Source organism: Macrococcus sp. CoH-51_TC_04, from assembly GCF_058188655.1.
Map to the genome: position 1 here is coordinate 98,415 of NZ_JBVGOY010000006.1, position 23,794 is coordinate 122,208.

28 protein-coding genes and 1 riboswitch are annotated in these 23,794 nt (G+C 38.1%); of the genes, 24 read left to right on the plus strand and 4 right to left on the minus strand.

All coding sequences use genetic code 11. The features are described 5' to 3' along the window. Positions 1-27: 27 nt before the first annotated feature. From atpE to fabZ, 11 genes are all read left to right on the plus strand, one after another. Complete coding sequence (gene atpE / locus ACZ2V4_RS07315; protein WP_041636195.1) at positions 28-240, plus strand: F0F1 ATP synthase subunit C; 213 nt, start codon at positions 28-30, stop codon at positions 238-240. A 65-nt stretch (positions 241-305) separates the two neighbouring features. Then, complete coding sequence (locus ACZ2V4_RS07320; protein ID WP_219493178.1) at positions 306-842, plus strand: F0F1 ATP synthase subunit B; 537 nt, start codon at positions 306-308, stop codon at positions 840-842. Then, positions 842-1,375, plus strand: a complete 534-nt coding sequence (gene atpH, locus ACZ2V4_RS07325) for an ATP synthase F1 subunit delta (protein ID WP_219493176.1) — start codon at positions 842-844, stop codon at positions 1,373-1,375. The genes ACZ2V4_RS07320 and atpH overlap by 1 nt, the downstream gene beginning before the upstream one ends. A 22-nt stretch (positions 1,376-1,397) precedes the next feature. After that, positions 1,398-2,909, plus strand: coding sequence for a F0F1 ATP synthase subunit alpha (atpA, locus tag ACZ2V4_RS07330; protein ID WP_219493174.1), 1,512 nt, complete (start codon positions 1,398-1,400; stop codon positions 2,907-2,909). Positions 2,910-2,940: 31 nt separating this feature from the next. Then, positions 2,941-3,807 (plus strand): ATP synthase F1 subunit gamma, encoded by an 867-nt coding sequence (gene atpG, locus ACZ2V4_RS07335; RefSeq protein WP_219493172.1) that lies wholly within the window; start codon positions 2,941-2,943, stop codon positions 3,805-3,807. A gap of 18 nt (positions 3,808-3,825) precedes the next feature. Next, complete coding sequence (atpD, locus tag ACZ2V4_RS07340) at positions 3,826-5,241, plus strand: F0F1 ATP synthase subunit beta (protein ID WP_015912256.1); 1,416 nt, start codon at positions 3,826-3,828, stop codon at positions 5,239-5,241. Between the two features lie 18 nt (positions 5,242-5,259). Further along, positions 5,260-5,670, plus strand: coding sequence for a F0F1 ATP synthase subunit epsilon (locus ACZ2V4_RS07345; RefSeq protein WP_219493170.1), 411 nt, complete (start codon positions 5,260-5,262; stop codon positions 5,668-5,670). Between the two features lie 53 nt (positions 5,671-5,723). Then, positions 5,724-5,945: a DUF1146 domain-containing protein gene (locus ACZ2V4_RS07350; RefSeq protein ID WP_219493168.1), complete on the plus strand. Its 222-nt coding sequence runs from the start codon at positions 5,724-5,726 to the stop codon at positions 5,943-5,945. A gap of 75 nt (positions 5,946-6,020) precedes the next feature. Next, the gene (gene murA / locus ACZ2V4_RS07355; protein WP_283722187.1) at positions 6,021-7,304 is read left to right on the plus strand and encodes a UDP-N-acetylglucosamine 1-carboxyvinyltransferase; all 1,284 of its coding nucleotides are present in this window, start codon (positions 6,021-6,023) and stop codon (positions 7,302-7,304) included. Positions 7,305-7,317: 13 nt separating this feature from the next. Then, complete coding sequence (locus ACZ2V4_RS07360; protein ID WP_458620263.1) at positions 7,318-7,548, plus strand: DNA-directed RNA polymerase subunit beta; 231 nt, start codon at positions 7,318-7,320, stop codon at positions 7,546-7,548. After that, positions 7,548-7,985, plus strand: coding sequence for a 3-hydroxyacyl-ACP dehydratase FabZ (gene fabZ, locus ACZ2V4_RS07365; RefSeq protein ID WP_219493165.1), 438 nt, complete (start codon positions 7,548-7,550; stop codon positions 7,983-7,985). Before ACZ2V4_RS07360 ends, fabZ begins: the two co-directional genes overlap by 1 nt. A 68-nt stretch (positions 7,986-8,053) precedes the next feature. Here the strand turns inward: fabZ and ACZ2V4_RS07370 are convergent, their stop codons facing one another. Beyond that, entirely contained in the window at positions 8,054-8,485 is a 432-nt protein-coding gene (locus tag ACZ2V4_RS07370) for a YwpF-like family protein (protein ID WP_219493164.1), read from the minus strand. A 205-nt stretch (positions 8,486-8,690) separates the two neighbouring features. Here ACZ2V4_RS07370 and ACZ2V4_RS07375 point away from each other — a divergent pair, with 205 nt between their 5' ends. The 8 genes from ACZ2V4_RS07375 (at position 8,691) to yidC (ending at position 15,477) form a co-directional block, all read left to right on the plus strand. After that, the gene (locus ACZ2V4_RS07375; RefSeq protein ID WP_490514673.1) at positions 8,691-9,353 is read left to right on the plus strand and encodes a single-stranded DNA-binding protein; all 663 of its coding nucleotides are present in this window, start codon (positions 8,691-8,693) and stop codon (positions 9,351-9,353) included. 243 nt (positions 9,354-9,596) lie between these two features. Continuing rightward, on the plus strand, positions 9,597-10,475 hold the full coding sequence (locus ACZ2V4_RS07380) for a transglycosylase family protein (RefSeq protein WP_490514674.1): 879 nt from the start codon (positions 9,597-9,599) through the stop codon (positions 10,473-10,475). Between the two features lie 118 nt (positions 10,476-10,593). After that, positions 10,594-11,409 carry a LysM peptidoglycan-binding domain-containing protein gene (locus ACZ2V4_RS07385; RefSeq protein WP_283722185.1) on the plus strand — a complete coding sequence of 272 codons (816 nt, stop codon included), beginning with the start codon at positions 10,594-10,596 and terminating at the stop codon, positions 11,407-11,409. 83 nt (positions 11,410-11,492) lie between these two features. Then, positions 11,493-11,589, plus strand: a riboswitch (TPP riboswitch). A gap of 60 nt (positions 11,590-11,649) precedes the next feature. Then, positions 11,650-12,318 carry a thiaminase II gene (gene tenA / locus ACZ2V4_RS07390; protein WP_490514675.1) on the plus strand — a complete coding sequence of 223 codons (669 nt, stop codon included), beginning with the start codon at positions 11,650-11,652 and terminating at the stop codon, positions 12,316-12,318. Beyond that, the gene (thiD, locus tag ACZ2V4_RS07395) at positions 12,318-13,106 is read left to right on the plus strand and encodes a bifunctional hydroxymethylpyrimidine kinase/phosphomethylpyrimidine kinase (protein WP_490514676.1); all 789 of its coding nucleotides are present in this window, start codon (positions 12,318-12,320) and stop codon (positions 13,104-13,106) included. Before tenA ends, thiD begins: the two co-directional genes overlap by 1 nt. After that, entirely contained in the window at positions 13,106-13,891 is a 786-nt protein-coding gene (gene thiM, locus ACZ2V4_RS07400) for a hydroxyethylthiazole kinase (protein WP_219493157.1), read from the plus strand. The genes thiD and thiM overlap by 1 nt, the downstream gene beginning before the upstream one ends. Before the next feature lie 3 nt (positions 13,892-13,894). After that, on the plus strand, positions 13,895-14,530 hold the full coding sequence (gene thiE / locus ACZ2V4_RS07405) for a thiamine phosphate synthase (RefSeq protein ID WP_490514677.1): 636 nt from the start codon (positions 13,895-13,897) through the stop codon (positions 14,528-14,530). Positions 14,531-14,616: 86 nt separating this feature from the next. Next, positions 14,617-15,477 (plus strand): membrane protein insertase YidC, encoded by an 861-nt coding sequence (gene yidC / locus ACZ2V4_RS07410; protein ID WP_219493153.1) that lies wholly within the window; start codon positions 14,617-14,619, stop codon positions 15,475-15,477. A gap of 62 nt (positions 15,478-15,539) precedes the next feature. On the opposite strand, the gene ACZ2V4_RS07415 is transcribed toward yidC, so the two are convergent. After that, complete coding sequence (locus ACZ2V4_RS07415; protein WP_219493152.1) at positions 15,540-16,178, minus strand: HD domain-containing protein; 639 nt, start codon at positions 16,176-16,178, stop codon at positions 15,540-15,542. Positions 16,179-16,219: 41 nt separating this feature from the next. Here ACZ2V4_RS07415 and ACZ2V4_RS07420 point away from each other — a divergent pair, with 41 nt between their 5' ends. Further along, positions 16,220-16,351, plus strand: coding sequence for a hypothetical protein (locus ACZ2V4_RS07420; protein WP_257886427.1), 132 nt, complete (start codon positions 16,220-16,222; stop codon positions 16,349-16,351). Positions 16,352-16,375: 24 nt separating this feature from the next. Here ACZ2V4_RS07420 and cls read toward each other — a convergent pair whose 3' ends face one another. Next, a complete protein-coding gene (gene cls, locus ACZ2V4_RS07425) occupies positions 16,376-17,851 on the minus strand; it encodes a cardiolipin synthase (RefSeq protein ID WP_241427461.1) in 1,476 nt (491 codons plus the stop codon). Positions 17,852-18,040: 189 nt separating this feature from the next. Between cls and ACZ2V4_RS07430 the strand changes: the two genes are divergently transcribed. Next, entirely contained in the window at positions 18,041-18,175 is a 135-nt protein-coding gene (locus ACZ2V4_RS07430) for an Lmo0850 family protein (protein WP_256447893.1), read from the plus strand. 45 nt (positions 18,176-18,220) lie between these two features. On the opposite strand, the gene ACZ2V4_RS07435 is transcribed toward ACZ2V4_RS07430, so the two are convergent. Further along, entirely contained in the window at positions 18,221-19,423 is a 1,203-nt protein-coding gene (locus ACZ2V4_RS07435) for an FtsW/RodA/SpoVE family cell cycle protein (protein WP_283722625.1), read from the minus strand. A gap of 170 nt (positions 19,424-19,593) precedes the next feature. Between ACZ2V4_RS07435 and ACZ2V4_RS07440 the strand changes: the two genes are divergently transcribed. The 3 genes from ACZ2V4_RS07440 to cshA all read left to right on the plus strand — a co-directional run bounded on the left by ACZ2V4_RS07440 (position 19,594) and on the right by cshA (position 23,738). Continuing rightward, positions 19,594-20,664 carry a D-alanine--D-alanine ligase gene (locus ACZ2V4_RS07440; protein ID WP_490514678.1) on the plus strand — a complete coding sequence of 357 codons (1,071 nt, stop codon included), beginning with the start codon at positions 19,594-19,596 and terminating at the stop codon, positions 20,662-20,664. A 5-nt stretch (positions 20,665-20,669) separates the two neighbouring features. Then, positions 20,670-22,007, plus strand: a complete 1,338-nt coding sequence (locus ACZ2V4_RS07445; RefSeq protein WP_490514679.1) for a UDP-N-acetylmuramoyl-tripeptide--D-alanyl-D-alanine ligase — start codon at positions 20,670-20,672, stop codon at positions 22,005-22,007. 234 nt (positions 22,008-22,241) lie between these two features. Next, positions 22,242-23,738 (plus strand): degradosome RNA helicase CshA, encoded by a 1,497-nt coding sequence (gene cshA / locus ACZ2V4_RS07450; protein WP_490514680.1) that lies wholly within the window; start codon positions 22,242-22,244, stop codon positions 23,736-23,738. Positions 23,739-23,794: the final 56 nt, after the last annotated feature.

The window sequence follows — 23,794 nt, forward strand, 5'->3', positions numbered from 1 at the left end:
TCATATTTCTTTAGGAGGAAATTATTAATGAATTTATTAGCAGCAGCAATCGCAATTGGTTTAGCAGCATTAGGAGCAGGTATTGGTAACGGATTAATCGTATCTCGTACAGTTGAAGGTGTAGCACGTCAACCAGAAGCACGTGGTCCATTAATGACTATCATGTTCATCGGTGTAGGTTTAGTTGAGGCCCTTCCTATCATCGCAGTAGTAGTAGCATTCATGGTAATGAACCGTTAATTATAAAATATAACTCGTTAAAGGCGAAGTCGTTCTGATTTCGCCATTCATTTATGAAAAGTGCGATGAAAGGAGCGTTATACTTGGATTTCTTATTATTAGGTCAAGCAGCTGAGCACACTGGCGTACAGTGGGGAACAGCGGCATATACATTAGTATTATTTGCACTATTGCTATTCTTATTAAGCAAATTCGCATGGGGACCATTAAAGAACATTATGGACGAACGTCAAGCAGGGATTACAGCTGACCTTGACAATGCGAAACGTCAAAACGAAGAAGCTAAGCATTACGCTGAAGAAAATAAAGCGTTATTAGCTAAAACACAACAAGAAGTATCTGTCATTATGGAAGATGCTAAGAAACAAGCGAAAACACAGCAAGAAGAAATTGTTCATGAAGCAAATATGCGTGCAAACAAAATTGTTAGCGATGCACAAGTAGAAATTGAAAACGAAAAACAACGTGCGATTGCAGACATCAATGATCGTGTTGCTGAATTATCAGTACTAATTGCTCAAAAAGTGATTAACAAAGAAATCAATGAACAAGATCAAAAACAATTAGTAAGAGAGTTTATCGAAGAGGCAGGCGATAAATAATGGCTATCGTCCAGGATAAATATGCACAAAGTCTTTTTGAAGTAGCACAAGCACAAGGTGTACATGAAAGTGTACGTCAAGATCTTGGTGAAATTAAAAAAGCTGTAACAGGAAGCAAAGCATTCTTTTTATTTGCTGAAGATCCTAAAGTATCAAGTGAGAAGAGAAATGCATTCGTAGAGGCAACATTTAAAGGTGTGGACAAGCCATTACAAAACTTATTAAGCATTCTTGCAGATAAGCAGCAGCTTGCACTATTACCTGAAATTGCAGATTATTACACAGAACACTATAACAAGTTTAATAATCAGCAATACATGAAAGTTGAATCAGTATATGCATTATCAAGTGAAGAGCTTGATAAAATCGGAAAAGCGTTCATTAAACGTACAGGCTACAAAAAGTTATTAATTGAAAACGTAGTAAACAGCACTCTAATCGGTGGTATACGTGCAACAATTGGTACGACTGTTTATGATGGCTCTGTTGCAAATGAACTAACACAACTTGAAAAATCGTTTCACAAACAATAATTTCTTAAGAGGAGTGACATAAATGGCCATCAAAGCTGAAGAAATCAGTGCGTTACTTAAATCACAGATTGAAAATTACGAGTCTGGTATGACAGTAACGGATGTAGGTACAGTTATCCAGGTCGGTGACGGTATCGCATTAGTACATGGTTTAAACAACGTTATGGCTGGAGAACTTGTTGAGTTCCATAACGGTGTATTAGGTCTTGCACAAAATTTAGAAGAGAACAACGTAGGGGTCGTAATTTTAGGACCTTTCACAGATATTAAAGAAGGCGACGAAGTTAAACGTACAGGTCGTATCATGGAAGTACCTGTAGGTGAAGAATTAATCGGTCGCGTTGTAAACCCATTAGGTCAACCAATCGATGGTCGCGGACCACTTAACACAACAAAAACACGTCCAATTGAATCACCAGCAACTGGTGTAATGGATCGTAAATCAGTAGATGAACCTTTACAAACAGGTATTAAAGCGATTGATGCATTAGTACCAATCGGTCGTGGTCAACGTGAGTTAATTATCGGTGACCGTCAAACAGGTAAAACTACAGTAGCAATCGATACAATCCTTAACCAAAAGGACGAAGATATGATCTGTGTGTACGTTGCAATTGGTCAAAAAGAATCTACAGTACGTACTGCTGTTGAAACATTACGTGCACATGGTGCATTAGATTATACAATCGTTGTATCTGCATCTGCATCACAACCAGCACCATTATTATACATCTCACCATATGCGGGTGTAGCAATGGCTGAAGAATTTATGTTTAACGGTAAACACGTATTAATCGTATATGATGATTTAACGAAACAAGCAGCAGCTTACCGTGAATTATCTTTATTATTACGTCGTCCGCCAGGTCGTGAAGCATATCCAGGGGATGTATTCTACTTACATAGCCGTCTGTTAGAGCGTGCTGCGAAATTAAACGATAGTTTAGGTGGCGGTTCTATTACTGCATTACCATTCGTTGAAACACAAGCAGGGGATATCTCAGCCTACGTACCAACAAACGTAATCTCAATCACTGACGGACAAATCTTCTTACAATCAGATTTATTCTTCTCAGGTGTTCGTCCTGCAATCAATGCGGGACTTTCAGTTTCACGTGTTGGTGGATCAGCACAAATTAAAGCGATGAAGAAAGTAGCGGGGACACTACGTCTTGACTTAGCTTCTTACCGTGAACTAGAGTCATTCGCACAATTTGGTTCTGACTTAGACCCAGCAACGAAAGCGAAATTAGAACGTGGTAAACGTACGGTTGAAGTTTTAAAACAAGACCAGAACAAACCATTAACAGTAGATAAGCAAGTTACGATTCTGTATGCATTAACTAAAGGTCACTTAGATGATATTCCGGTTCAGGATATTACACGCTTTGAAGATGAATTCCTAGGCTGGGTGGGTTCAAACGCACCACATATTTACCAGGAAATTCGCGAAACGAAAGGCTTACCGGCTGATGAAGTATTCGTAGAGGCAATTAATGCATTCAAGAAAATCTTCAACAAGTCTGAAGTATAGAACGGGAAATTAATCATAAGGTGGTGACAAAATGGCTTCATTAAGAGACATAAAAGGCCGTATTAATTCGACTAAGAAAACAAGTCAAATCACTAAGGCAATGCACATGGTTTCAAACTCTAAATTACGTCGTGCTGAAGAGAATGCAAAAAGCTTCTATCCATATATGGAGAAGATGCAGGATGCAGTTACCTCTATTGGCGGAAGTAACTCAGATGCAAACCATCCAATGCTTCAAAAACGTCCGGTGAAAAAGACAGGTTACTTAGTCATAACTTGTGATAAAGGCCTTGCAGGTCCATACAATGCAAACATTTTAAAAAGTGTAACGCAAAAAATTCAGGAACGTCATAATAATAATCCAGCTGAATACGGCATATTAGTTATCGGCCGAGTAGGGTATGATTTCTTACGTGCTAGAGACTATAACGTTGAAGGCCAAATTATTGGATTATCAGATCAACCATCTTTCAAATCTATTAAAGATATTACTCACACAGCAGTATCTCGTTTTGAAACTGGAGAATATGACGAACTTTATATGCATTATAGTCATTTTATCAGCGTACTTGAGCAAGAAGTTCATGAACGTAAGATCTTACCAATATCTAAGGAAGAGGTTTCAGGAGAATCGAAACTCTCTAACTATGAATTTGAACCAGACAAAGATGCAATTTTAGAAGTCATTCTTCCACAATATGCAGAAAGTCTGATTTACGGTGCTATCTTAGACGGTAAAGCAAGTGAACATGCTTCACGTATGACTGCAATGAAGAATGCAACAGATAACGCAAAAGAACTAATCGATGATTTATCATTACAATATAACCGTGCGAGACAAGCCGCGATTACTCAGCAAATTACTGAAATTGTTGGTGGAGCAGCCGCATTAGAATAACACTTAGGAGGAATAAACATGGCAGTAGGTCACGTAATCCAAGTTATGGGTCCGGTTATTGACGTTCGCTTTGAACATGGTCAATTACCAGCGTTAAACAATGCCTTAACTTTAGATATCGAACGTGGAGAAGGTAACACTACAAAGTTAACATTAGAAGTTGCCCTTCATTTAGGTGATGATGCAGTACGTACAATCGCAATGAGCTCTACTGACGGTGTACAACGTGGAGCGCAAGTCACTGATACTGGCGCACCGATTTCTGTACCAGTTGGTGACGCAACATTAGGTCGCGTATTTAACGTATTAGGAGAAAAGATTGACTTAGAACCTGAATTAGATGGTACTGTACGTCGTGATCCAATTCATAGACAAGCACCTAAATTCGAAGAGTTATCAACGAAAGTTGAAATTTTGGAAACTGGTATTAAAGTAGTAGACTTATTAGCACCATATATCAAAGGTGGTAAAATCGGTCTATTCGGTGGTGCCGGTGTAGGTAAAACAGTATTAATTCAAGAATTAATCAACAACATCGCTCAGGAACACGGTGGTATTTCAGTATTCGCTGGAGTTGGTGAGAGAACACGTGAAGGGAACGACTTATTCCACGAAATGAGCGATTCAGGTGTTATTAAGAAAACAGCCATGGTATTCGGACAAATGAACGAGCCACCAGGTGCACGTATGCGTGTAGCATTATCTGGTTTAACAATGGCTGAATATTTCCGTGACGAACAAGGTCAGGACGTATTATTATTCATCGATAACATTTTCCGTTTTACGCAAGCAGGTTCAGAGGTATCTGCCCTTTTAGGACGTATGCCATCAGCCGTTGGTTACCAACCAACACTTGCAACTGAAATGGGACAATTACAAGAGCGTATCACTTCAACAAACGTAGGATCAGTTACATCGATTCAAGCGGTATTCGTACCAGCCGATGACTACACTGACCCGGCGCCAGCGACTGCATTCGCTCACTTAGATGCAACAACGAACTTAGAACGTAAATTAACTGAGATGGGTATCTACCCAGCGGTTGACCCATTAGCGTCAACATCTCGTGCATTAACGCCTGCCGTTGTTGGTGAAGAGCATTACGAAGTTGCACGTCAAGTACAAGCAACATTACAGAAGTATCGTGAACTACAAGATATCATTGCAATCTTAGGTATGGATGAATTATCTGACGAAGATAAAAAGACTGTTTCACGTGCACGTCGTATACAGTTCTTCTTATCACAAAACTTCCACGTTGCTGAACAGTTTACAGGTCAAAAAGGATCTTACGTACCAGTTAAACAAACGGTTCAGGACTTCAAAGCAATTCTAGAAGGTAAATATGACCATATTCCTGAAGATGCTTTCCGTTTAGTAGGTGGCATTGAAGCAGTTTTAGAGCAAGCTAAAGGCATGGGTGTAGAAGTATAAACATAGGAGGAAGAAACTATGAATAAATTAGCAATTGAAATAGTCACTCCTAATGGATCAATATACTCAGAAACTGAAGCTGAATTAATTGTTCTACAGACTGAGTCAGGTGAAATGGGTGTGATGGCTGGACATATTCCTACAGTCGCACCACTTAAGATTGGTGCTGTTCGTGTGACGAAGTCAGGCAATGATAAAGACTACATTGCTGTAACTGAAGGATTTGCTGAAATTCGTCCACAACAAGTATCGGTGTTAGTACAAGCTGCAGAACAAGCAGAGGGAATTGATATTGAGCGTGCAAAGGAATCATTAAAGCGTGCAGAAGCACGTCTTAATGAAGATAAAGCAGCACATGTTGATTTCCATCGTGCAGAACGTGCATTGCACCGCGCGATTAACCGTATTGAAGTCGCGAAGTTTAGATAATAAATAAAGGAGTGAGACAATTGTCTTGCTCCTTTTTTACATAGGAGTAGCTTATGAATGTTTATGCTTTAACATATATAGTACTTTATATTGGGATTACGGGAGTTGTATTTAATAGTTTGCAGGCAGTAAGAACAGAGCAGTGGTTTAAAGAGAACCGTACTAAAGAGATTCAGATGCTCTTTATCGGTTTAAGTATGTCTTTAGGTTATCTTATCACTAATTTTCTCATTGACTTGATTAAATATACAAATCAGATATTTATATTATTTTAATGTATAAATGATGTAATTGTAGGGTAAATGGTATAAAATACTTGTATAGATAAGTTAAGAAATTCGGAGGAAATAATGGATACAATTATAGTAAAAGGCGGACACAGATTATCAGGGCGCGTAAAAGTCGAAGGAGCAAAAAATGCTGTATTGCCTATCATGACAGCATCATTGTTAGCGTCTGAAGGCGTTAGTGAATTTATGAATGTACCTGCTTTGTCTGATGTAGATACAATCTCAGCAGTATTAGAAGGGTTAAATGCAAAAGTAGAAAAAAATATTGAACAAAATAAAGTAGTAGTTGATGCACGTGGTGAACTTTCAACACAAGCTGCATATGAATTTGTAAGTAAGATGCGTGCCAGTGTACTTGTGCTTGGACCATTGCTTGCAAGGTTTGGGTATGCGGAAGTTGCGATGCCTGGAGGATGTGCGATTGGTTCAAGACCTATTGAGTTACATCTTAAAGGGTTAGAAGCATTAGGAGCAATTATTGAGCAGAAAAACGGTTATTTAGTTGGTACTGTTAAAGACAGACTGAAAGGTGCCGATATTTACCTGGATTTTCCGAGTGTCGGAGCGACGCAAAATATCTTAATGGCTGCTGTTTTAGCAGAAGGAAAGACTGTTATTGGTAATGTCGCGCGTGAACCAGAGATTGTAGATCTCGCAAACTATTTAAATCAGATGGGTGCTAACGTTCAAGGTGCTGGTACAGATACGATTACCGTATATGGTGTAGAGACATTGACGGGAGCGAAGCATGAGATTATTCCTGACCGCATTGAGGCGGGAACTTTCCTAGTAGCTGCAGCAATCACACGTGGTGATGTGTATGTTGAAGGTGCAATATATGAGCATATGCATGCACTTATTGCAAAGCTGAAAGAAGCTGGATGCCATATTGAGATTGATACGAGAGGAATTCATCTGTCTGTAGAACAGAATCTTAAAGCAATTGATATCAAGACAATGCCGCACCCTGGCTTTCCCACGGATATGCAGGCTCAGATGATGGCGCTCATGTTATCACTAGAAGGTAATAGTAGTGTTAACGAGACTGTGTTTGAAAATCGCTTTATGCATGCGACAGAGTTCCAGAAAATGAATGCTCAAATTAAAGTGGATAAGCGAATTGCTTATATTAGCAATAGTACATTACAAGGAGCCGATGTTGCTGCTACGGATTTACGAAGTGGCGCCGCACTTGTTCTTGCAGGTCTTATTGCAAAAGGCTATACTAAAGTAACTGCACTGCATCACCTGGACCGAGGCTATGTTGATTTCCATAAGAAGCTTCGCAATCTTGGCGCAGAAATCGAACGCACAGGTGATACAAAACAATTAATCAAAGCCTAGGAGCGTATGCATTATGAACTTTAAACAGCCTATTTATAAACAAAAGGTCAGTAAAATCGGAGAAACAGAAGTTGTTCACCGTACTGTTCCAATTTATATTACACTATCCATTATATTTGCATTAATGATTGTACTATTTATAGTTGGAATGATGATTGGATATGGCATTCTCCACTCACCGATTGATATATTTAAACCTTCTACATGGCAACATCTTAAAGAACTTACTGGGAGTGACAGCTAATGGAAACTTTATTGTCTTTTGATGAAATTAAGAAGATTATTCCACATCGTTATCCATTTTTATTAATCGATCGTATTACCGAACTGGAAGAGGGTAAACGTTGTACGGGAATTAAACAAGTAAGCGGTAATGAACCTTTCTTTCAAGGACATTTTCCTGAATACGCAGTAATGCCTGGTGTTCTTATAGTAGAAGCACTGGCACAAGTCGGTGCAGTTGCAATGTTGAAACTAGAAGAGAATCAAGGAAAACTTGCAATGTTTACAGGGATTGATAAGTGTCGTTTTAAATCTCAAGTCACGCCTGGAGATACGTTAACGTTATCCGTTGAGATGACACGTGTTAAAGGTCCTATTGGTAAAGGTACCGCTACGGCGAAAGTCGGAGATAAGCTCGCTTGTAGCTGTGAAATCAGCTTTGCGATTATCGACAAGTAGGTTAGTTAGAACAGTAAAATAAAAACACCCGAGCGATGGTATTTCTGTATCGTTCGGGTGTTTATTTATTATTCATTTTCATCTTTTAATTTTGGTTTTGACTGCATCTTTCTATTAAATGCTTTAATTAGAGCCTGGCCAGATAAACCTTCGTTTACCAATTGCTCTAATAACTTTTCTGCATATGTCTGTCTCAACGTGTAAATATGGCATTCGAAGATTACAGAAATCTTATCATTCAACTTCTGAATGTCCTTAATTGTAGATTCAAACATTGCAGGGTCATTGGAGGCACGGGTAATAACTATACGTGTATCAAGAATAGTTTCGTTGTGCATATAGGTTTCCATCGTCTCCAGATGAATTTCATCGATCAATATTTCAAGTAGCCAACCTGTCCCGCTATTTTCTTTGTTTATTATTACCCCATCATACAACGTGTATTCCTTAATCGCTTCATCTTCAACGAGCTGAAATCGAATTGCTTTGAACGTTTTCATGTATATCCCTCCATTATCTATTATAATTCTTTGAATAAATTTTTCAAATTACAATATTTAAAAAATTAAGTTAATTTTAAGATGTTTTTTAATATATTTGCTCAGTTTTTAAAAAATTATATAGATTTCTATACAATTTTTAAATTACTGCAGTTTTTCAAAGTTTAATTTTTGCTCTATAGTTTATGGGAAAGGAGGTGAAGATGTGATAAACAAAGCGATTGTAGCTGGACGCTTAGTAAAGGATCCATCGTTACGACAAGTAGCAAATAATACGACTATCGCTACTTTTTCTTTAGCAGTTGACCGAGGAGTTTCTAAAAATGGTGAGCGTTCGACGGATTTTTTGATGTGCAAAGCATTTAACAAGACCGCTGTAAATATAGGAAGATATTGTAGTAAAGGAAGTTTTGTTTGTATAACAGGTCAATTCCATAGCAATCGTTACGAGAAAGAAGGAAAGACGCATTATTCTACTGAAATTTTAGTTGAAAATATTAAGTTTCTACCAAATATCGGAGCAAATAAAGCAGAGAAGAATGAATCAAGGTCGGATGCTGTATGGAACAGCTTACCGGATGAAATTAAAGATAAAGTAGCTCAGAATCTTATTGTGAAAGGTACAGAGCAGCTTATTCAGTCTACTGCAGAAGAACGATGGAATAGTAAACTTTTTGGTATAGAAGGTGGAGAAGAAAAGACACCGAGTGAATATGCTGCTCAGGCAGATGAGATTATTAAAGTTGCAACAAACAATGAAGATCAAAAAGATGTGTCAGCTGAAAGTGAAGAAGAGCTTCAAGAAGACAGCAATCAAACAGAAAATACATCTGTATCAGATGTAACAGACTCCAGTACACCATTTTAACACCATTTCATTACTCACATTTAAACCTCATTCAAATACACCCCATACCCCCCAGTAGCGCTGTGCTGAACGCTACTGGGGGGTTCGATGTTAAATTGATATGCTTTTGTAATATATTTGTAATTATAAATCATCTTCCTGTAACCAAAGAAATATCAATACGTGTTAAATTTATATCATTCAATAAAAGACAAATATAATTATTAATATAAATTAAGAAAATTATCGGAGGCAACACTCACAATGAAAAAAATTACTGCACTTACAGGAATGGCAATTTTAGCTACAGGAATTTCAGCACAGGCAGATGCAAAAGAACATACAGTAACTTATGGGGAGTCACTTTGGTCAATCGCAGATAAATATGACACTACAGTTGAAAGAATTAAAAAAATTAACAAAATAGAATCAGATATCATCTTACCGAATCAAAAATTAGAAGTGTTAGTTAAAGGTAAATATGAAGTCCAAAAAGGAGACACTTTAGAGAAGATCGCTAAAAAGTTTGATACTAAAGTTGCAGATTTAAAGAGATGGAACAATATTGAAACAAATAAAAATCTTAAAGTAGGTAAACTGATTGTTGTTGATAAAGAGGAAAAAAGACAAATCGTTACGCAAACAGCTGCTCAGCAAGCACCAGTAACTGTACAACAACCAGTGGCGTATCAAGCACCGGTCGTCAAAGCCCCAGAGCAAACAGCTAAACCGGCAGCACAACAACCAGTAGAGCAACCAGTCCAACAAGTAGCACAAGAGCAAGTAGCGCAACCAGTGGCACAAAAGCCAGTAGAGCAAGCACCGGTCCAACAAGTAGCACAAAAGCCAGTAGAGCAAGCACCGGTCCAACAAGCAGCACAAAAGCCAGTACAGCAAGCAGCTCCTGCTGGAAATTCATCAATGGATGCACATTTACGCGTTATCGCACAACGTGAATCAGGTGGCAACCCTAATGCTGTTAATGCATCTGGATACTACGGATTATTCCAATTTTCACCATCAACATGGGCATCTGTAGGTGGAACAGGAAATCCTGCAAATGCTTCAGTTGAAGAACAATGGAAACGTGCAAGAATATTATATCAAACTGCTGGAGCTTCTCAGTGGTCAACGGCGTATTAATTAGTCAGAAATTTAACATAACACTTAATCTTTTATATTGTTGTAACCTATGAAATATGAAATTTTAATGTAGTTAACGTATTAAAATTGTAGATAATCTTTAGGAGGACTTTTCCAGATGAAAAAACTTTTAGCGGTAACGACAGTATTTGCAGTAGGTGGAACATTTGCAGCGACTCAAGCGGATGCAGCACAATATAGAGTAAAAAGTGGGGATTCTTTATGGAAAATCTCTCAAATCTATGGGACGTCAGTTCAAGCATTAAAGCATGAGAATGGATTGAGATCTAACTTAATTCATGTGAATCAAGTATTAAATATTAATGAGAATACAACAAAACGAAATACTTATAAATCAACATATAAATCTGCATACACAGCACCTGTAACTACAGGTTCATATTACCGCATCGTTCCTGGAGATACTTTGGGCAAGGTTGCATCACGTTACGGTGTATCTGTTGCGCAGCTTAAAGCATGGAATGGTTTGCATTCAGATTTAATTATTGCTGGACGTACATTGAAGGTTAATGGACCGGCTGTAGCAGCTGCACCCGTTACAAGAACAGCATATCAAGCACCAGTTAAACGTGCTGTTGCTAAGTCAGCATACCAAGCACCAGTAAGACAGACTGTTTATAAGGCATCGACGACAAAGCGTGTGACTACGACAAGGACACAAGCACCGGCTGTTCGTGTGAACAACGGATTAAACTGGGCAGCATTAGCAAGATGTGAATCTGGTGGCAATCCATCAATTAATACAGGAAATGGATACTATGGAATGTATCAGTTCAATTTACAGACATGGCGTGGTGTCGGTGGAAGTGGTTATCCACACCAAGCTTCTGCAGCAGAGCAAACGAAACGTGCTCAAATTTTATACAATATGCGCGGTGCGCAGCCGTGGCCAGTATGTGGGGCACGTTTATAGTAACGATATTAGAACTTTAAGGTGTATTCACTTTGAAGTTCTTTTTTTGCATTAATCCATTAACTTCGTTACACTAATATTAATATACACACTAGGGGTGCCTTGCGCTGAGACGGCTTTTGCCGAACCCTTCACCTGATCCGGATAATGCCGGCGTAGGAATGTTGTGCTAAGTACCCGTTATGTGTATTTAACCTATTTCCTATTAGGAGATAGGTTTTTATTTTTAGGAGGGATAACGTGTTTACGAGACAGTTGAAAAAAGAAGTAGAACCGATTATTGAATCGATTTATAATGATCCATTTATTCAAGGTATTATTCATGGGAATCTAAAGAAAGAAGCAGTAAAACATTACTTAAAGGCAGATAGTTTATATTTAAACGAGTTTGCAAAGATATATAGCCTACTTATTCCGAAACTAAATGATAGAGAAGGAATTCAGTTCTTACTCGGCCAAATCGATTTTGTTATGAATGGTGAAGTGGATGCTCACTATACATTAGCAGACTATGCAAGTGTTGATTATAAGACAGTGATTGAAGAAGGAGAATGGTATCCATCAAGTGATCATTATATTAAGCATATGTATTACAATGCCTACCGCTATAGTGATGCGAGCTTTACAATATGTGCGATGGCACCTTGTCCATATGTCTATCAGCAGCTGGCACTAAAGATTGCTGAACGTAATGACCTGGAAGGTAATCCGCTAAAACCTTGGGTCGACTTTTATTGTACAAATATGCATGAGCTTATCGGTCATTTAGATCGCTGGGTAGATGAGTTCAGTGAAACAGCTTCTGATGAAGAACTAAATATATTAAGAAAGAACTTTGTTGAAAGCTGTATTCATGAGAAGCGCTTCTTTAATATGTCCTATAACATTGAAACATGGGAGGGTTATTGATGAAAACAGCATTATCGATTGCCGGAACCGATCCTACAGGAGGTGCCGGAACGACAGTAGACTTGAAAGTCTTTCAGTCACGCGGCGTATACGGGATGAGTGTAATAACAAGTATTGTTGCACAAAATACATTAGGTGTGCAGGATGTCTTTAATCAGCCTGTGGATGTTATACAGAAGCAACTTGAAAGTGTATATTCAGACATTGTTCCGGATGCAGTAAAAACAGGAATGTTAGCAACAAGCGCAGTGATGGACGTGGTGAGACCGTATATAGAACGTTATAACGTCCCATATGTCATCGATCCAGTGATGGTGGCTAAAAGTGGAGATTTGTTGCTCGATGAGAACGGACAGAACGCCGTACGCACGAAGTTACTGGATATTGCGACGGTGGTGACACCAAATATCCCTGAGCTAGAGAAAATTGTTGGAATGAAGGTGGAAACGGAAGAAGATATCTTACGTGCAGGAAAAATATTTATCGATGAAATTGGTTCTCGAAGCGTGCTTATCAAAGGTGGACACTTAAAGGGAGATGCGACTGACTATCTCTTCACAAAGACGGGATTAATTACTTTGCCTGGAGAACGTTATAATACGAAGCACACACATGGCACGGGCTGTACTTATTCAGCTGTTATCACAGCAGAACTTGCCAAAGGGAAGAGTATAGAAGATGCTGTGCGATTAGCGAAGCGCTATATGGATATGGCCATTAAGTACACTCCTGGAATTGGTCATGGCCAGGGCCCAGTAAATCACTTTAAGTTTCAGGAGGTTGAATAATGACAAAACTCACTCAACTTCGTAAAGACAACCCGTTGATCATCTGTATTACGAATGATGTCGTCAAAAACTTTACAGCGAACGGCCTGCTCGCACTTGGTGCAAGCCCTGCGATGGCGACAGAACGTCAAGAAATGGATGAGTTTTTAGCGTATGCTGGTGCGTTACTAATCAATATAGGATCAATTGAAGAAGGGGATAAGGAAAACATGTTACAAGCGGCTGCATTTGCAAATAAACATCATGTACCTATCGTACTTGATCCTGTCGCTTGTGGTGCATCTAAGTTTCGTAAAGACTTCTGCTTAAAATTGCTGAACGAGCATCATATTAGTGTCATTCGTGGGAATGCGTCAGAGCTTGCAGCATTAACAGAAGATGCCACAATGAAAGGGACAGATGCAGATCAATCGCTATCGACTGAAAGCGTTGCGCGAAGAGCATATGATAAGTTCAATACTGCGATTATCGTAACCGGTGCGGTTGATGCAATCTGTCAGGATGGACAAATCGCTTTAGTGGAAAATGGGACACCGCTCCTGACGAAAGTCACAGGAGGAGGATGTTTATTAGGAGCAGTTGTTGCAAGTTTCATATATAATGAAACTAAACCTTCATTAGCATTATTAACAGAAGCAATTGCGACTTATACGATTGCGGCAGAACGTGCTGAGCACAGTGCTAATGGGACCTTGCCAGGACATTTTGCTGTGAATTTAATAGATCAGCTCTATTTAATTCAACAAGATGATATAGCAAAGGAATCACGTGTGAAAGAAGTGTAGCTTATGTTTAAAAGAGAGATGCTTCATGTATATTTCATTGCAGGGACTTCTGACGTTCCTGACGGTGACTTAGAACGTGTGCTAAAGGAAGCGCTTGAAGCAGGAATTACAATGTTTCAGTTTAGAGAGAAAGGTCCGAAAGCAAAGGTGGGGCAAGAGAAACAACTACTTGCTGAACGTTTATTTAAGCTATGTAAAGACTATAAAGTTCCATTTATCGTCAATGACGATGTTGCACTTGCTAAATCAATTGATGCAGACGGTATTCATCTTGGACAGGGTGATGAAAAGATAGAAAATATCATCGATGACTTCCACGGAAAAATCATAGGATTGTCTGTCGGTAATTTTGAAGAGTATGATCAGTCAGATTTAACACATGTGGACTATATAGGTGTCGGTCCTGTATATGAAACAAGTAGTAAGAGTGATGCGAAAAAGCCCGGTGGTATTGAACTGATACGTAAGATGCGTCTACATGATGAAGACATTCCAATTGTAGCAATTGGTGGAATAACAAGTAGTAACTGTGAAATGATTATCGCTTCAGGAGCAGATGGTATCTCTACCATTTCATCTATTACAAGAAGCAGTGATATTAAGCAAGTTGTTACAGATTACTTACAGTATTATAAGTAAAAAGTAAAATATCATGGTTTTTGTTTATGTATACCTAGATTTATGATAAAATAACCTCTATGTGAATAATATTATGAGGTGAAAAAATGAAAAAGAAGTCGATATGGCTCCTAGTATTTACTGCAGCGATAATTTTATCTGGCTGTGACTATTCAAAAGAATCAAACCGTAATGGATTTTTCTATGATACATTTGTGCATCCTTTAGACCAGTTAATTCACTGGTTAGGGGCGCATATGGGACATAACTACGGACTTGCGATTATTGCGATTACATTAATCGTACGTTTAGCGCTCTTCCCATTTATGATGAAAACATATAAGAACCAAAGCGTTATGCGTGAGAAAATGGCTTTAATCAAGCCGCAGATGACAGAGATTCAAGAACGAGTAAAGCGTGCGCGCACGCAAGAAGAGAAGATGGAAGCAAACCAGGAAATGATGGCATTATACAAAGAAAATGGTATTAACCCATTAAACATGGGATGTTTACCATTATTAATTCAATTGCCAATCGTCACTGGATTATTCTATGTATTGAAGTATCCAACTGAAGGTGGCATCACGCAGTATCCGAATTTCTTATGGTTTGAGTTAACGAAGACGGATATCGCGATGACAGTTATCGCAGGTATTGTATACGCATTACAAGCTTACGTTTCTATGCAGAACATACCAGAAGAACAAAAAGCACAGATGCGTATGATGATGTTTATCTCGCCAATTATGATTGTCTGGATGTCAGCCATTTCTCCTGCAGCATTACCATTATATTGGGCTGTAGGTGGAGCATTCTTAGTGTTACAGACTTGGTTAGGAAACAAGTTCTACAAGAAGAAAGTGCACGAAGAAATTGCACCATTAATCGAAGCGCACGAAGAGAATGAGCGTACGAAACAACCAAAGAATACACAAGTTGTATCTTCAAAAAAGAAGAAAAGAAGATAATGTAATATAACTTAAATAAAAATACCGGACCGTACTGATTATCAGTATTGTCCGGTATTTCTTTATAATTTCTCTCCGTACCATTCCTGTAAAAATATATCGATAAACTGCTGCATGTAATCATTACGTGACTGTGCAATCTGCCTTCCAGTTTCAGTATTCATAAGATGGATGAGTTTAAAAAGTTTTTCATAAAAATGATTGATGGCAGTACCAGGTGTTCTATAATTGCTTAAATCTTCACGTGGCTTAGTCTCTGGATCATACATTGCTTCTCCAAATTTACCTGCAAACATAAATGTGCGTGCGATACCGATTGCACCGAGTGCATCAATACGGTCAGCATCCTGTACGACAAATCCTTCAAGTGACTTCAGTTTACCTTCATTAGCGCCACCTTTAAAACTCATATAGCACAAAATATGATTGATTTGTGCTATATGTGCATCACTCAATCCAATTGTTGTATAAAAGTGATCAAGTCTTTCCCAGGAAGATTGTTCATTGAACAGTTTCTCGTCAACGGTATCATGCAAAAGTGCAGCCATTTCTACGATAAATAGATCTGCGCCTTCTCGCTTTCCAATATACAGTGCAAGCTTTCTTACACGATTGATATGCGCGAAGTCATGGCCTGATGAATCATGTTTGTGTATACCTTTCACAAATTCTTCGGTAATTTCAATTATATTGCTTTTCATATTGTGAAAAATCCTTTCTTTTTTGTAAGCGGGTGCAGCAGATGGGAATTAGATGCCATTTTGAACTTACGAGACAACAGACACATACTGTTTCAATCGATCTTGTTGTACATAGCTTATTCTTTGCAAAGATTACTCTAGATTTTATGTTATGCAAGTTTGGATTTATATAATAGATGTGGGACTTGAACTGCCCCCTATAATATTGGAGAAAGCAGTCGCGCAATTGCTTCTTTCACACGAATAAGGAGGACACGCTGATCATAAATTTCTTTGGTGAGTTGCGAAGAAACGTGTACATCGTCTTCAAATGATTTTCGCAATTCTTTGGCTACGATATCATCGTATATAAAGGCATTCACTTCAAAATTTAATTCAAAGCTTCTAAAGTCCATGTTGGCAGTTCCGACGCTTGCAACTTCGTCATCGATGAGGAGCATCTTTGTGTGAATAAAGCCATTCTCATAAATGAAGATATTACAACCGACATTGAGAAGTTCACCGACGTTTGAATATGTAGCCCAATATACAAACGGATGGTCAGGTTTATTTGGAATCATGATATTAACTTCTACACCAGTCATTGCAGCAATTTTTAATGCATCGAGTAATGACGTATCAGGGATGAAGTAGGGAGACTGAATATATATGGATTTTTTTGCGGATGTAATCATTTTAAGATATCCGTTTTTTATATGTTGAGCAGAGGAATCCGGTCCGCTTGATACAATCTGAATGCCGATATCACCTTTGCTTGTTACATCTGGAAAGTACTTCTTGTCATAAGACATGAAGTCACGGGTAATCTGTGAATTCCAGTCCATCATAAAACGGAGCTGTAAGGCATTTACTGCATCGCCTTCTACTCTGAGATGCGTATCACGCCAGTAACCAAATTTTTTATCCAGACCCAGGTATTCATCACCGACATTAAACCCGCCGATATAGCCTATTTTACCGTCGATTACGACAATCTTACGGTGATTTCGATTATTCATTCTAAAGTTAATAAGCGGTAATTTAGAAGGAAAGAAGGATTCTACTTGCCCACCCAGTTTTTTGAACTGCTTGAATCTGGAGAGAGACAAAGTTCTTGAACCGATATCATCATAGAGCATCTTCACTTCTACACCTTCTTCAAGCTTCTTCATCAGTGCATTGAGGATTTCTAGACCGATACCATCCTTTTTGAAGATATAGTACTGAATATGAATATGATCTGTTGCGTTATGAATATCATTTAATAAAGCATCAAATTTCTTTCTGCCATCTGTTAAGATTTCCACCTTATTATCAGTGGTTAGAAAAGAGGCATAGTTGTGCAGCAACATTCTGATGATATGACTATGTTTAATAATTTCTCCAGAACGCACTTCTATATTACCATTGTCTATAGCTGTACGCTGGGCACTGACAATACGTTCTAGATCTAATCGGTCTTCATCATTTAAAGTGAATATGGTCTGATGGTTGATTTGACGACCGAACAATAGATAAAGGATGAATCCGATGATAGGTAAGAAAAATAGTACAAGTAGCCATGCCCACGTAGAGCCGGCTTGTCTTCGTTCAAAAAAGATGATGACGAAAGCTAAAAAGATGTTAAAGATGAATCCTACAAAAAATAAAATTGAGAAAATTTGTGAGTAATCAATTTGTGATAACTGCTCCAATATAACCCCTCCTAATTAAATCTATTATACATGAATAGACAGAAGCATGGTACGTAGAGTGCCATTGTAATATTTAACAAATAATTCATAAAGTTATCGATAAATTAACATAAATAAGACTATAGGCCTATGGTCAGCGATAATGATTTCGGTTACACTAGTATTAACAAATGGATTGGAGTGATTTTTATGAAACAATCGCAAGAAAAGATTAAAAGTGTTGTCACTCTGCTTTCTTCACTAGGTGTAAATATCTCAAAGACTAAGTCCCGTTTTGAGGTAATGCGTACATTACCAAATGTTGCACCTGCAAAGTTGAAATAGTACATAATAGAATAAAAACAAGCGTTCAATTCTGAACGCTTGTTTTTATTTTGATTTTAACTTCTTCAGTTGTTCGGGGTTAGAGTGGTAATAAATAGCTAATGTAACGCCAATGCCACACATGAGGGCCCATAAAGAACTTCCCCCATAACTGATAAATGGTAATGGGATTCCTGTTATCGGTACAACTTGTATCGTCATGCCGACGTTCTGGAATACGTGAAAGGCAATCATACTGATAAATCCAACAAGGAATATTGATGAAAATGGTGAGACTGTAATTTGAGCTAAGCGTACGAGATGTGTAAACAGTGCTAAAAACAATATTAAAACTATAATGGAACCGATAAACCCAAACTCTTCTCCGATAATTGAGAAAATGAAGTCCGTATGATTTTCGGGGATATACACTTCTCCGCCTTTATAACCTTTACCAAACAATCCACCAGAACCTATCGCTTTCAAGGATTCCATTAAGTGAAATCCTTCCCCGTCACTATACTGAGCAGGATTTAACCATGAGTTGATTCGGCCGAGCTGATACGTCTGTATACCAAGAACTTTCTCGATAAGTGATGGTTTATAGATAATCATCATAATAATAGAGACACCGAGCAATGAAACCGTAATAAGAAAAGGTGCGAGTATTTTCCAAGTCACACCAGAGACGATGATGATACCAAGTATGATAGCGAGCAACACAAGCATTGTTCCAAGGTCGTTCTGTAATAATATAAGTATCATTGGAATCATTGCGGTTAATCCTATTTTAAGAAGTAATATGAGGTCCGTCTGAAATGACTTGTAATATGTAAATCGATTATGATCATATACTACTTTGCTTAATGTCAGCATGAGTATGATCTTCATAAATTCAGAAGGCTGTAAGCTAAGCTTATCAAAAAATACGTACCAACTTTTTGCACCATTGATCACAGGGGTAAATGAAGATTCTGGTAGAATCAGCAGGCCTAATAAAGCGATATTTCCTAGTAAATAAATAAAGAAAGTCCACTTCTTTATTGTTTTTGGATGTATAAACATGATTGAGAGTGCGAGGGCAAATCCTAATGAATAATAAAAGACTTGTCTAAGTGCAAAGTTTGTCCCATACTGCTGACCTGTCATAGCAGAAGAGATAATTACTAGGCTGACTGTAAAGAAACCCAATATTAATATAATAAGCCACCAATCAATTCTTTCAATCCACGAACGTTTTGGTTTATTGCGAGTCTTATTTGTTGGCATGCGATTACTCCTTACCATAAATAATTATAAATTTTATTATACATAAATCATCTGAAAGTATATATAGATAAGTTACCCGAGTTTAAGGTAATTTTGTGTCACATGAAATAATGTGCATGTATCATTATATCATGATAATATTATGTTATTAACAGTTTGGAGGAATACATATGGCAAAAGAACATATTTGCATCATCTATGGAGGAAAAAGTGCGGAGCATGATGTGTCATTATTAACTGCACAATCTGTGATCAATGCGATGGATAAGGACAAATATTCAATAGATACAATATATATCACAAATGATGGTGAATGGTTAAAAGGACCTGAAATCTCTGAGACAATAGAGGATAGTGAGCGTTTAAGATTATCTCATGTAGAACGTTTGTCAATTTCAGAAATGTTGAATATTTCATCAACAGGAAAAGCATATGACGCAGTCTTTCCTTTATTGCACGGACCAAACGGTGAAGATGGGACAATTCAAGGATTATTTGAAGTGCTGGATATCCCTTATGTTGGTAATGGCGTTCTTGCCGCTTCAAGTTCTATGGATAAACTTGTGATGAAACAACTGTTCGCAACACGAGGGTTACCACAGTTACCTTATGTGAGTTTCTTAAAGAGTGAGTACGAGGCACATAAGGATAATATTATTTCACTAGTAGAAGGAAAGTTAACTTATCCTGTATTCGTGAAACCTGCAAATCTAGGTTCTTCTGTCGGCATATCTAAATGTACAGATAGTAAAACATTGATTCAAGGTATCGAAGAAGCGTTGCAATTTGATAGAAAGCTAGTAATTGAACAAGGCGTTAACGCGCGTGAAGTAGAAGTTGCGGTCCTAGGGAATGATACACCAGAGACAACATTACCTGGAGAAGTTGTCAAAGATGTAGAGTTCTATGATTATAAGTCGAAATATAAAGATGGCAAAGTAAAGCTTCAAATTCCGGCTGATATCTCAGAAGAGATTCAATCAGCACTAAGAAATATGGCGGTTGAAGCATTCAAAGCAACGGACTGCTCGGGGCTCGTACGTGCAGACTTCTTCCTTACTGAGGATGACAAGATTTATATTAATGAAACGAATGCGATGCCAGGATTCACGAAGTTCAGCATGTACCCGCTGCTTTGGGAGAATATGGGTAAGAGCTATAGTGAATTAATCACCGACTTAATCAATCTTGCGAAAGAAAGATATAACGACAAGAAAAATATTAAATATAAAATGGACTGATAATTATGATAAATCGATCGTTAAATTGGATAAAAACGCATACTACAGGTACGTTAGATGCGATGTATCAAGAAGTAATGATCTCTGGAGTGTCAATCGACTCTAGAAATATTGATCAAGGTGTACTGTTTATTCCTTTTAAAGGAGAACATGTGGATGGACATAAATATGTAGCAGACGCTATCGACAAAGGGGCTCATGCCGCATTATGGCAGCGTGGTGCAGGAGAAATACCAAGAGACCTTCCGGTAATTGTGGTGGAAGATACACTGACTGCACTTCAGCAATTATCGAAAGCTTACTTAAAGGAAGTTGATCCTAAAGTTATTGCAGTAACAGGTAGTAATGGTAAGACGACGACTAAGGATATGATTGAAGCGGTCTTGACACCTCACTTCAAAGTGAAGAAGACACAAGGCAATTATAATAATGAGATTGGATTACCATTAACGTTATGCCAGCTCGATGAAGATACAGAGATTTCTATTTTGGAAATGGGAATGTCTGGATTCGGAGAAATTTCATTGCTATCTCATATTGCAGAGCCACATATTGCCGCAATAACTAATATCGGCGAAAGCCATATGAGGGATCTTGGTTCAAGAGAGGGCATTGCCAAGGCAAAGTATGAAATAACGGATGGATTGAAAGGGCCATTATTCTATGATGGTGATGAAGTGCTCTTAAAACCATTAGTAAAAGATAATAAAGATGCACACCGCATAGGATTTAATGAAGACAATGAATATTATATCCATGAAATGATAATGCAAGATAAGCATGTACAATTTAAAGTAAATGATGATACATACATTGTTCCGACTTTAGGAAGCCATAATGCGCGTAATGCAACAATAGCCATTGCAATCGGCAGTTATCTAGGGTTGTCCTCAGAACAAATCAATCATAGTTTACAGCAGCTGGAGCTTACAGGAATGCGCATGGAACAACTTGAGGGCAGAGACGGTGCGTTGCTTATCAACGATGCATACAATGCGAGCCCAACGAGTATGAAAGCCGCAATTGATACGGTATCACAGATGGATAGTGAAGTGAAGATCATCGTGTTCGGTGATGTACTCGAGCTTGGAGAAGATGAAGTCATGTATCATGAACAAGTTGGTGCATATTTACAAGATAAACAAATCGACTATGTGTTTACAACAGGTAATGCTGCACGTCATATTTCAAAAGCGGCAGAGACCTTTACGACAGTTCAGCACTTCGATACGAAAGAGGCACTTACAAATCATCTAAAAGGTATGCTCAATGCGCATACGACTGTATTATTTAAAGCGAGCAGAGGGATGAAACTTGAAACAATAATTAACGAATTATTATAACGAAAAAATAAATTTATAAACAAATGAATGAGTTAATAAAGTGAGTGGTTGTAATGAATTACAGCCATTTTATTGTGAATAATATGTGACAGAGTACGATTAAAATATTTGTAATAATTTTCATATGATGCTAATATAGAGAAGTTGAATAAGTAGGGTAGTGAAAAATTACCCGATATTAGAACATTGCGTAACATACGCAGTAATTTAAGGAAGACAAAAGGAGAAATCATATTGCAAAAATTTAGAGACCTAGGTATCAGCGAACCTACCATAAATGCGCTGGAGAAGTTGGGATTTACAGAACCTACACCGATTCAAACGGATAGTATCCCACATACGATGGCTGGCCGTGACGTACTAGGCCAAGCGCAAACTGGTACTGGTAAAACTGGTGCATTCGGTATACCTTTAATTGAAAAGGTTAAAGGCCGTGAAGGGATCCAAAGTTTAATCCTGGCTCCGACACGTGAGTTAGCTGTACAGGTTGCAGAGCAGTTGAAGGCTTTCAGTCGTGGACAAGGAATCCAAGTTACAACTGTATTCGGTGGTATGCCGATTGACCGTCAGATTAGAGAACTTAAGAAGAAACCTCAAATCGTTGTAGGGACACCGGGTCGTGTCATCGACCATTTAAATCGTCGCACTTTAAAGACTGAAGATATCAATACTTTAATCTTAGACGAAGCTGACGAAATGATGAACATGGGATTCATCGATGATATGCGTTTTATCATGGATAAATTACCGAAAGAAAATCGTCAGACGATGCTTTTCTCAGCAACAATGCCTAAAGCAATTCAAGAACTTGTTCAAAAGTTCATGAAAAACCCAGTTATCGTAAAAACGATGACAAACAACGATTCAGATCCTTCAATTGAAGAGTTCTACACAATCGTTAAAGAATTAGAGAAATTTGATACATTTACAAACTTCTTAGATGTACACCAACCAGAACTTGCAATCGTATTCGGACGTACAAAACGTCGTGTAGACGAATTGACAAGTGCATTAATTTCTAAAGGTTACCGTGCTGAAGGACTACACGGTGATATTACTCAGGCGAAACGTCTTGAAGTATTAAAGAAATTTAAAAATGACCAAATTGATATTCTTGTTGCAACTGACGTAGCAGCACGTGGATTAGATATTTCAGGTGTAACGCATGTTTACAACTTTGATATTCCTCAGGATGTTGAAAGTTATACACACCGTATCGGACGTACAGGACGTGCAGGTAAGCATGGTATGGCGATTTCATTCGTTAATCCAGTTGAAATGGATTATATCCGTCAAATTGAAAAAGCGAAAAATCGTCAAATGCAGGCATTACGTCCACCAACACCAGGTGAGGTTATGAAAGCACGTGAACAAGATGTTAAATCTAAAGTAAAAGCTTGGGTTGAAGCAAATACTGAAGCACGTATCGAATCAATCGCGAAAGAATTAATCGAAGAGTACGGTGATGTGAAATTAGTAGCATCATTGTTACAAGAGTTAATTCAATCAAATAACGATGTTGATGTTCAATTAACATTCGAAAAACCACTTGGACGTAAAGGTGGCGGTAAGTCATTCCGTGGTGGCCGTTCAGGTAACCGCTCAGGTGGCGGTAACCGTAATCGTAAAGATGGTAAAGATAACCGTCGTAAAGCGTTCGATCGTGGAAGTAAAGCACCTAAAGCGAAAAAAACATTTAAAGGCAGAACCTTCGCAGATCACAAAAAATAAAGCTGTCTTGGGAGCGTTAAGCCACAAGTCAAGCCAGGACAGATGTCCTGGCTTTT

Bases quoted from the DNA above. Each gene is read 5' to 3' on its own strand.
- ACZ2V4_RS07320 (WP_219493178.1), top strand. From the start codon at position 306: ATGAAAGGAGCGTTATACTTGGATTTCTTATTATTAGGTCAAGCAGCT.
- thiD (WP_490514676.1), top strand. From the start codon at position 12,318: ATGAAAACAGCATTATCGATTGCCGGAACCGATCCTACAGGAGGTGCC.
- ACZ2V4_RS07440 (WP_490514678.1), top strand. From the start codon at position 19,594: ATGGCAAAAGAACATATTTGCATCATCTATGGAGGAAAAAGTGCGGAG.
- thiE (WP_490514677.1), top strand. From the start codon at position 13,895: ATGTTTAAAAGAGAGATGCTTCATGTATATTTCATTGCAGGGACTTCT.
- ACZ2V4_RS07385 (WP_283722185.1), top strand. From the start codon at position 10,594: ATGAAAAAACTTTTAGCGGTAACGACAGTATTTGCAGTAGGTGGAACA.
- atpA (WP_219493174.1), top strand. From the start codon at position 1,398: ATGGCCATCAAAGCTGAAGAAATCAGTGCGTTACTTAAATCACAGATT.
- ACZ2V4_RS07360 (WP_458620263.1), top strand. From the start codon at position 7,318: ATGAACTTTAAACAGCCTATTTATAAACAAAAGGTCAGTAAAATCGGA.
- ACZ2V4_RS07415 (WP_219493152.1), bottom strand. From the start codon at position 16,178: ATGAAAAGCAATATAATTGAAATTACCGAAGAATTTGTGAAAGGTATA.
- ACZ2V4_RS07370 (WP_219493164.1), bottom strand. From the start codon at position 8,485: ATGAAAACGTTCAAAGCAATTCGATTTCAGCTCGTTGAAGATGAAGCG.
- ACZ2V4_RS07445 (WP_490514679.1), top strand. From the start codon at position 20,670: ATGATAAATCGATCGTTAAATTGGATAAAAACGCATACTACAGGTACG.
- ACZ2V4_RS07350 (WP_219493168.1), top strand. From the start codon at position 5,724: ATGAATGTTTATGCTTTAACATATATAGTACTTTATATTGGGATTACG.
- ACZ2V4_RS07345 (WP_219493170.1), top strand. From the start codon at position 5,260: ATGAATAAATTAGCAATTGAAATAGTCACTCCTAATGGATCAATATAC.
- yidC (WP_219493153.1), top strand. From the start codon at position 14,617: ATGAAAAAGAAGTCGATATGGCTCCTAGTATTTACTGCAGCGATAATT.
- ACZ2V4_RS07420 (WP_257886427.1), top strand. From the start codon at position 16,220: ATGGGAATTAGATGCCATTTTGAACTTACGAGACAACAGACACATACT.
- ACZ2V4_RS07430 (WP_256447893.1), top strand. From the start codon at position 18,041: ATGAAACAATCGCAAGAAAAGATTAAAAGTGTTGTCACTCTGCTTTCT.
- atpG (WP_219493172.1), top strand. From the start codon at position 2,941: ATGGCTTCATTAAGAGACATAAAAGGCCGTATTAATTCGACTAAGAAA.
- ACZ2V4_RS07380 (WP_490514674.1), top strand. From the start codon at position 9,597: ATGAAAAAAATTACTGCACTTACAGGAATGGCAATTTTAGCTACAGGA.
- ACZ2V4_RS07435 (WP_283722625.1), bottom strand. From the start codon at position 19,423: ATGCCAACAAATAAGACTCGCAATAAACCAAAACGTTCGTGGATTGAA.
- atpE (WP_041636195.1), top strand. From the start codon at position 28: ATGAATTTATTAGCAGCAGCAATCGCAATTGGTTTAGCAGCATTAGGA.
- fabZ (WP_219493165.1), top strand. From the start codon at position 7,548: ATGGAAACTTTATTGTCTTTTGATGAAATTAAGAAGATTATTCCACAT.
- murA (WP_283722187.1), top strand. From the start codon at position 6,021: ATGGATACAATTATAGTAAAAGGCGGACACAGATTATCAGGGCGCGTA.
- atpH (WP_219493176.1), top strand. From the start codon at position 842: ATGGCTATCGTCCAGGATAAATATGCACAAAGTCTTTTTGAAGTAGCA.
- thiM (WP_219493157.1), top strand. From the start codon at position 13,106: ATGACAAAACTCACTCAACTTCGTAAAGACAACCCGTTGATCATCTGT.
- atpD (WP_015912256.1), top strand. From the start codon at position 3,826: ATGGCAGTAGGTCACGTAATCCAAGTTATGGGTCCGGTTATTGACGTT.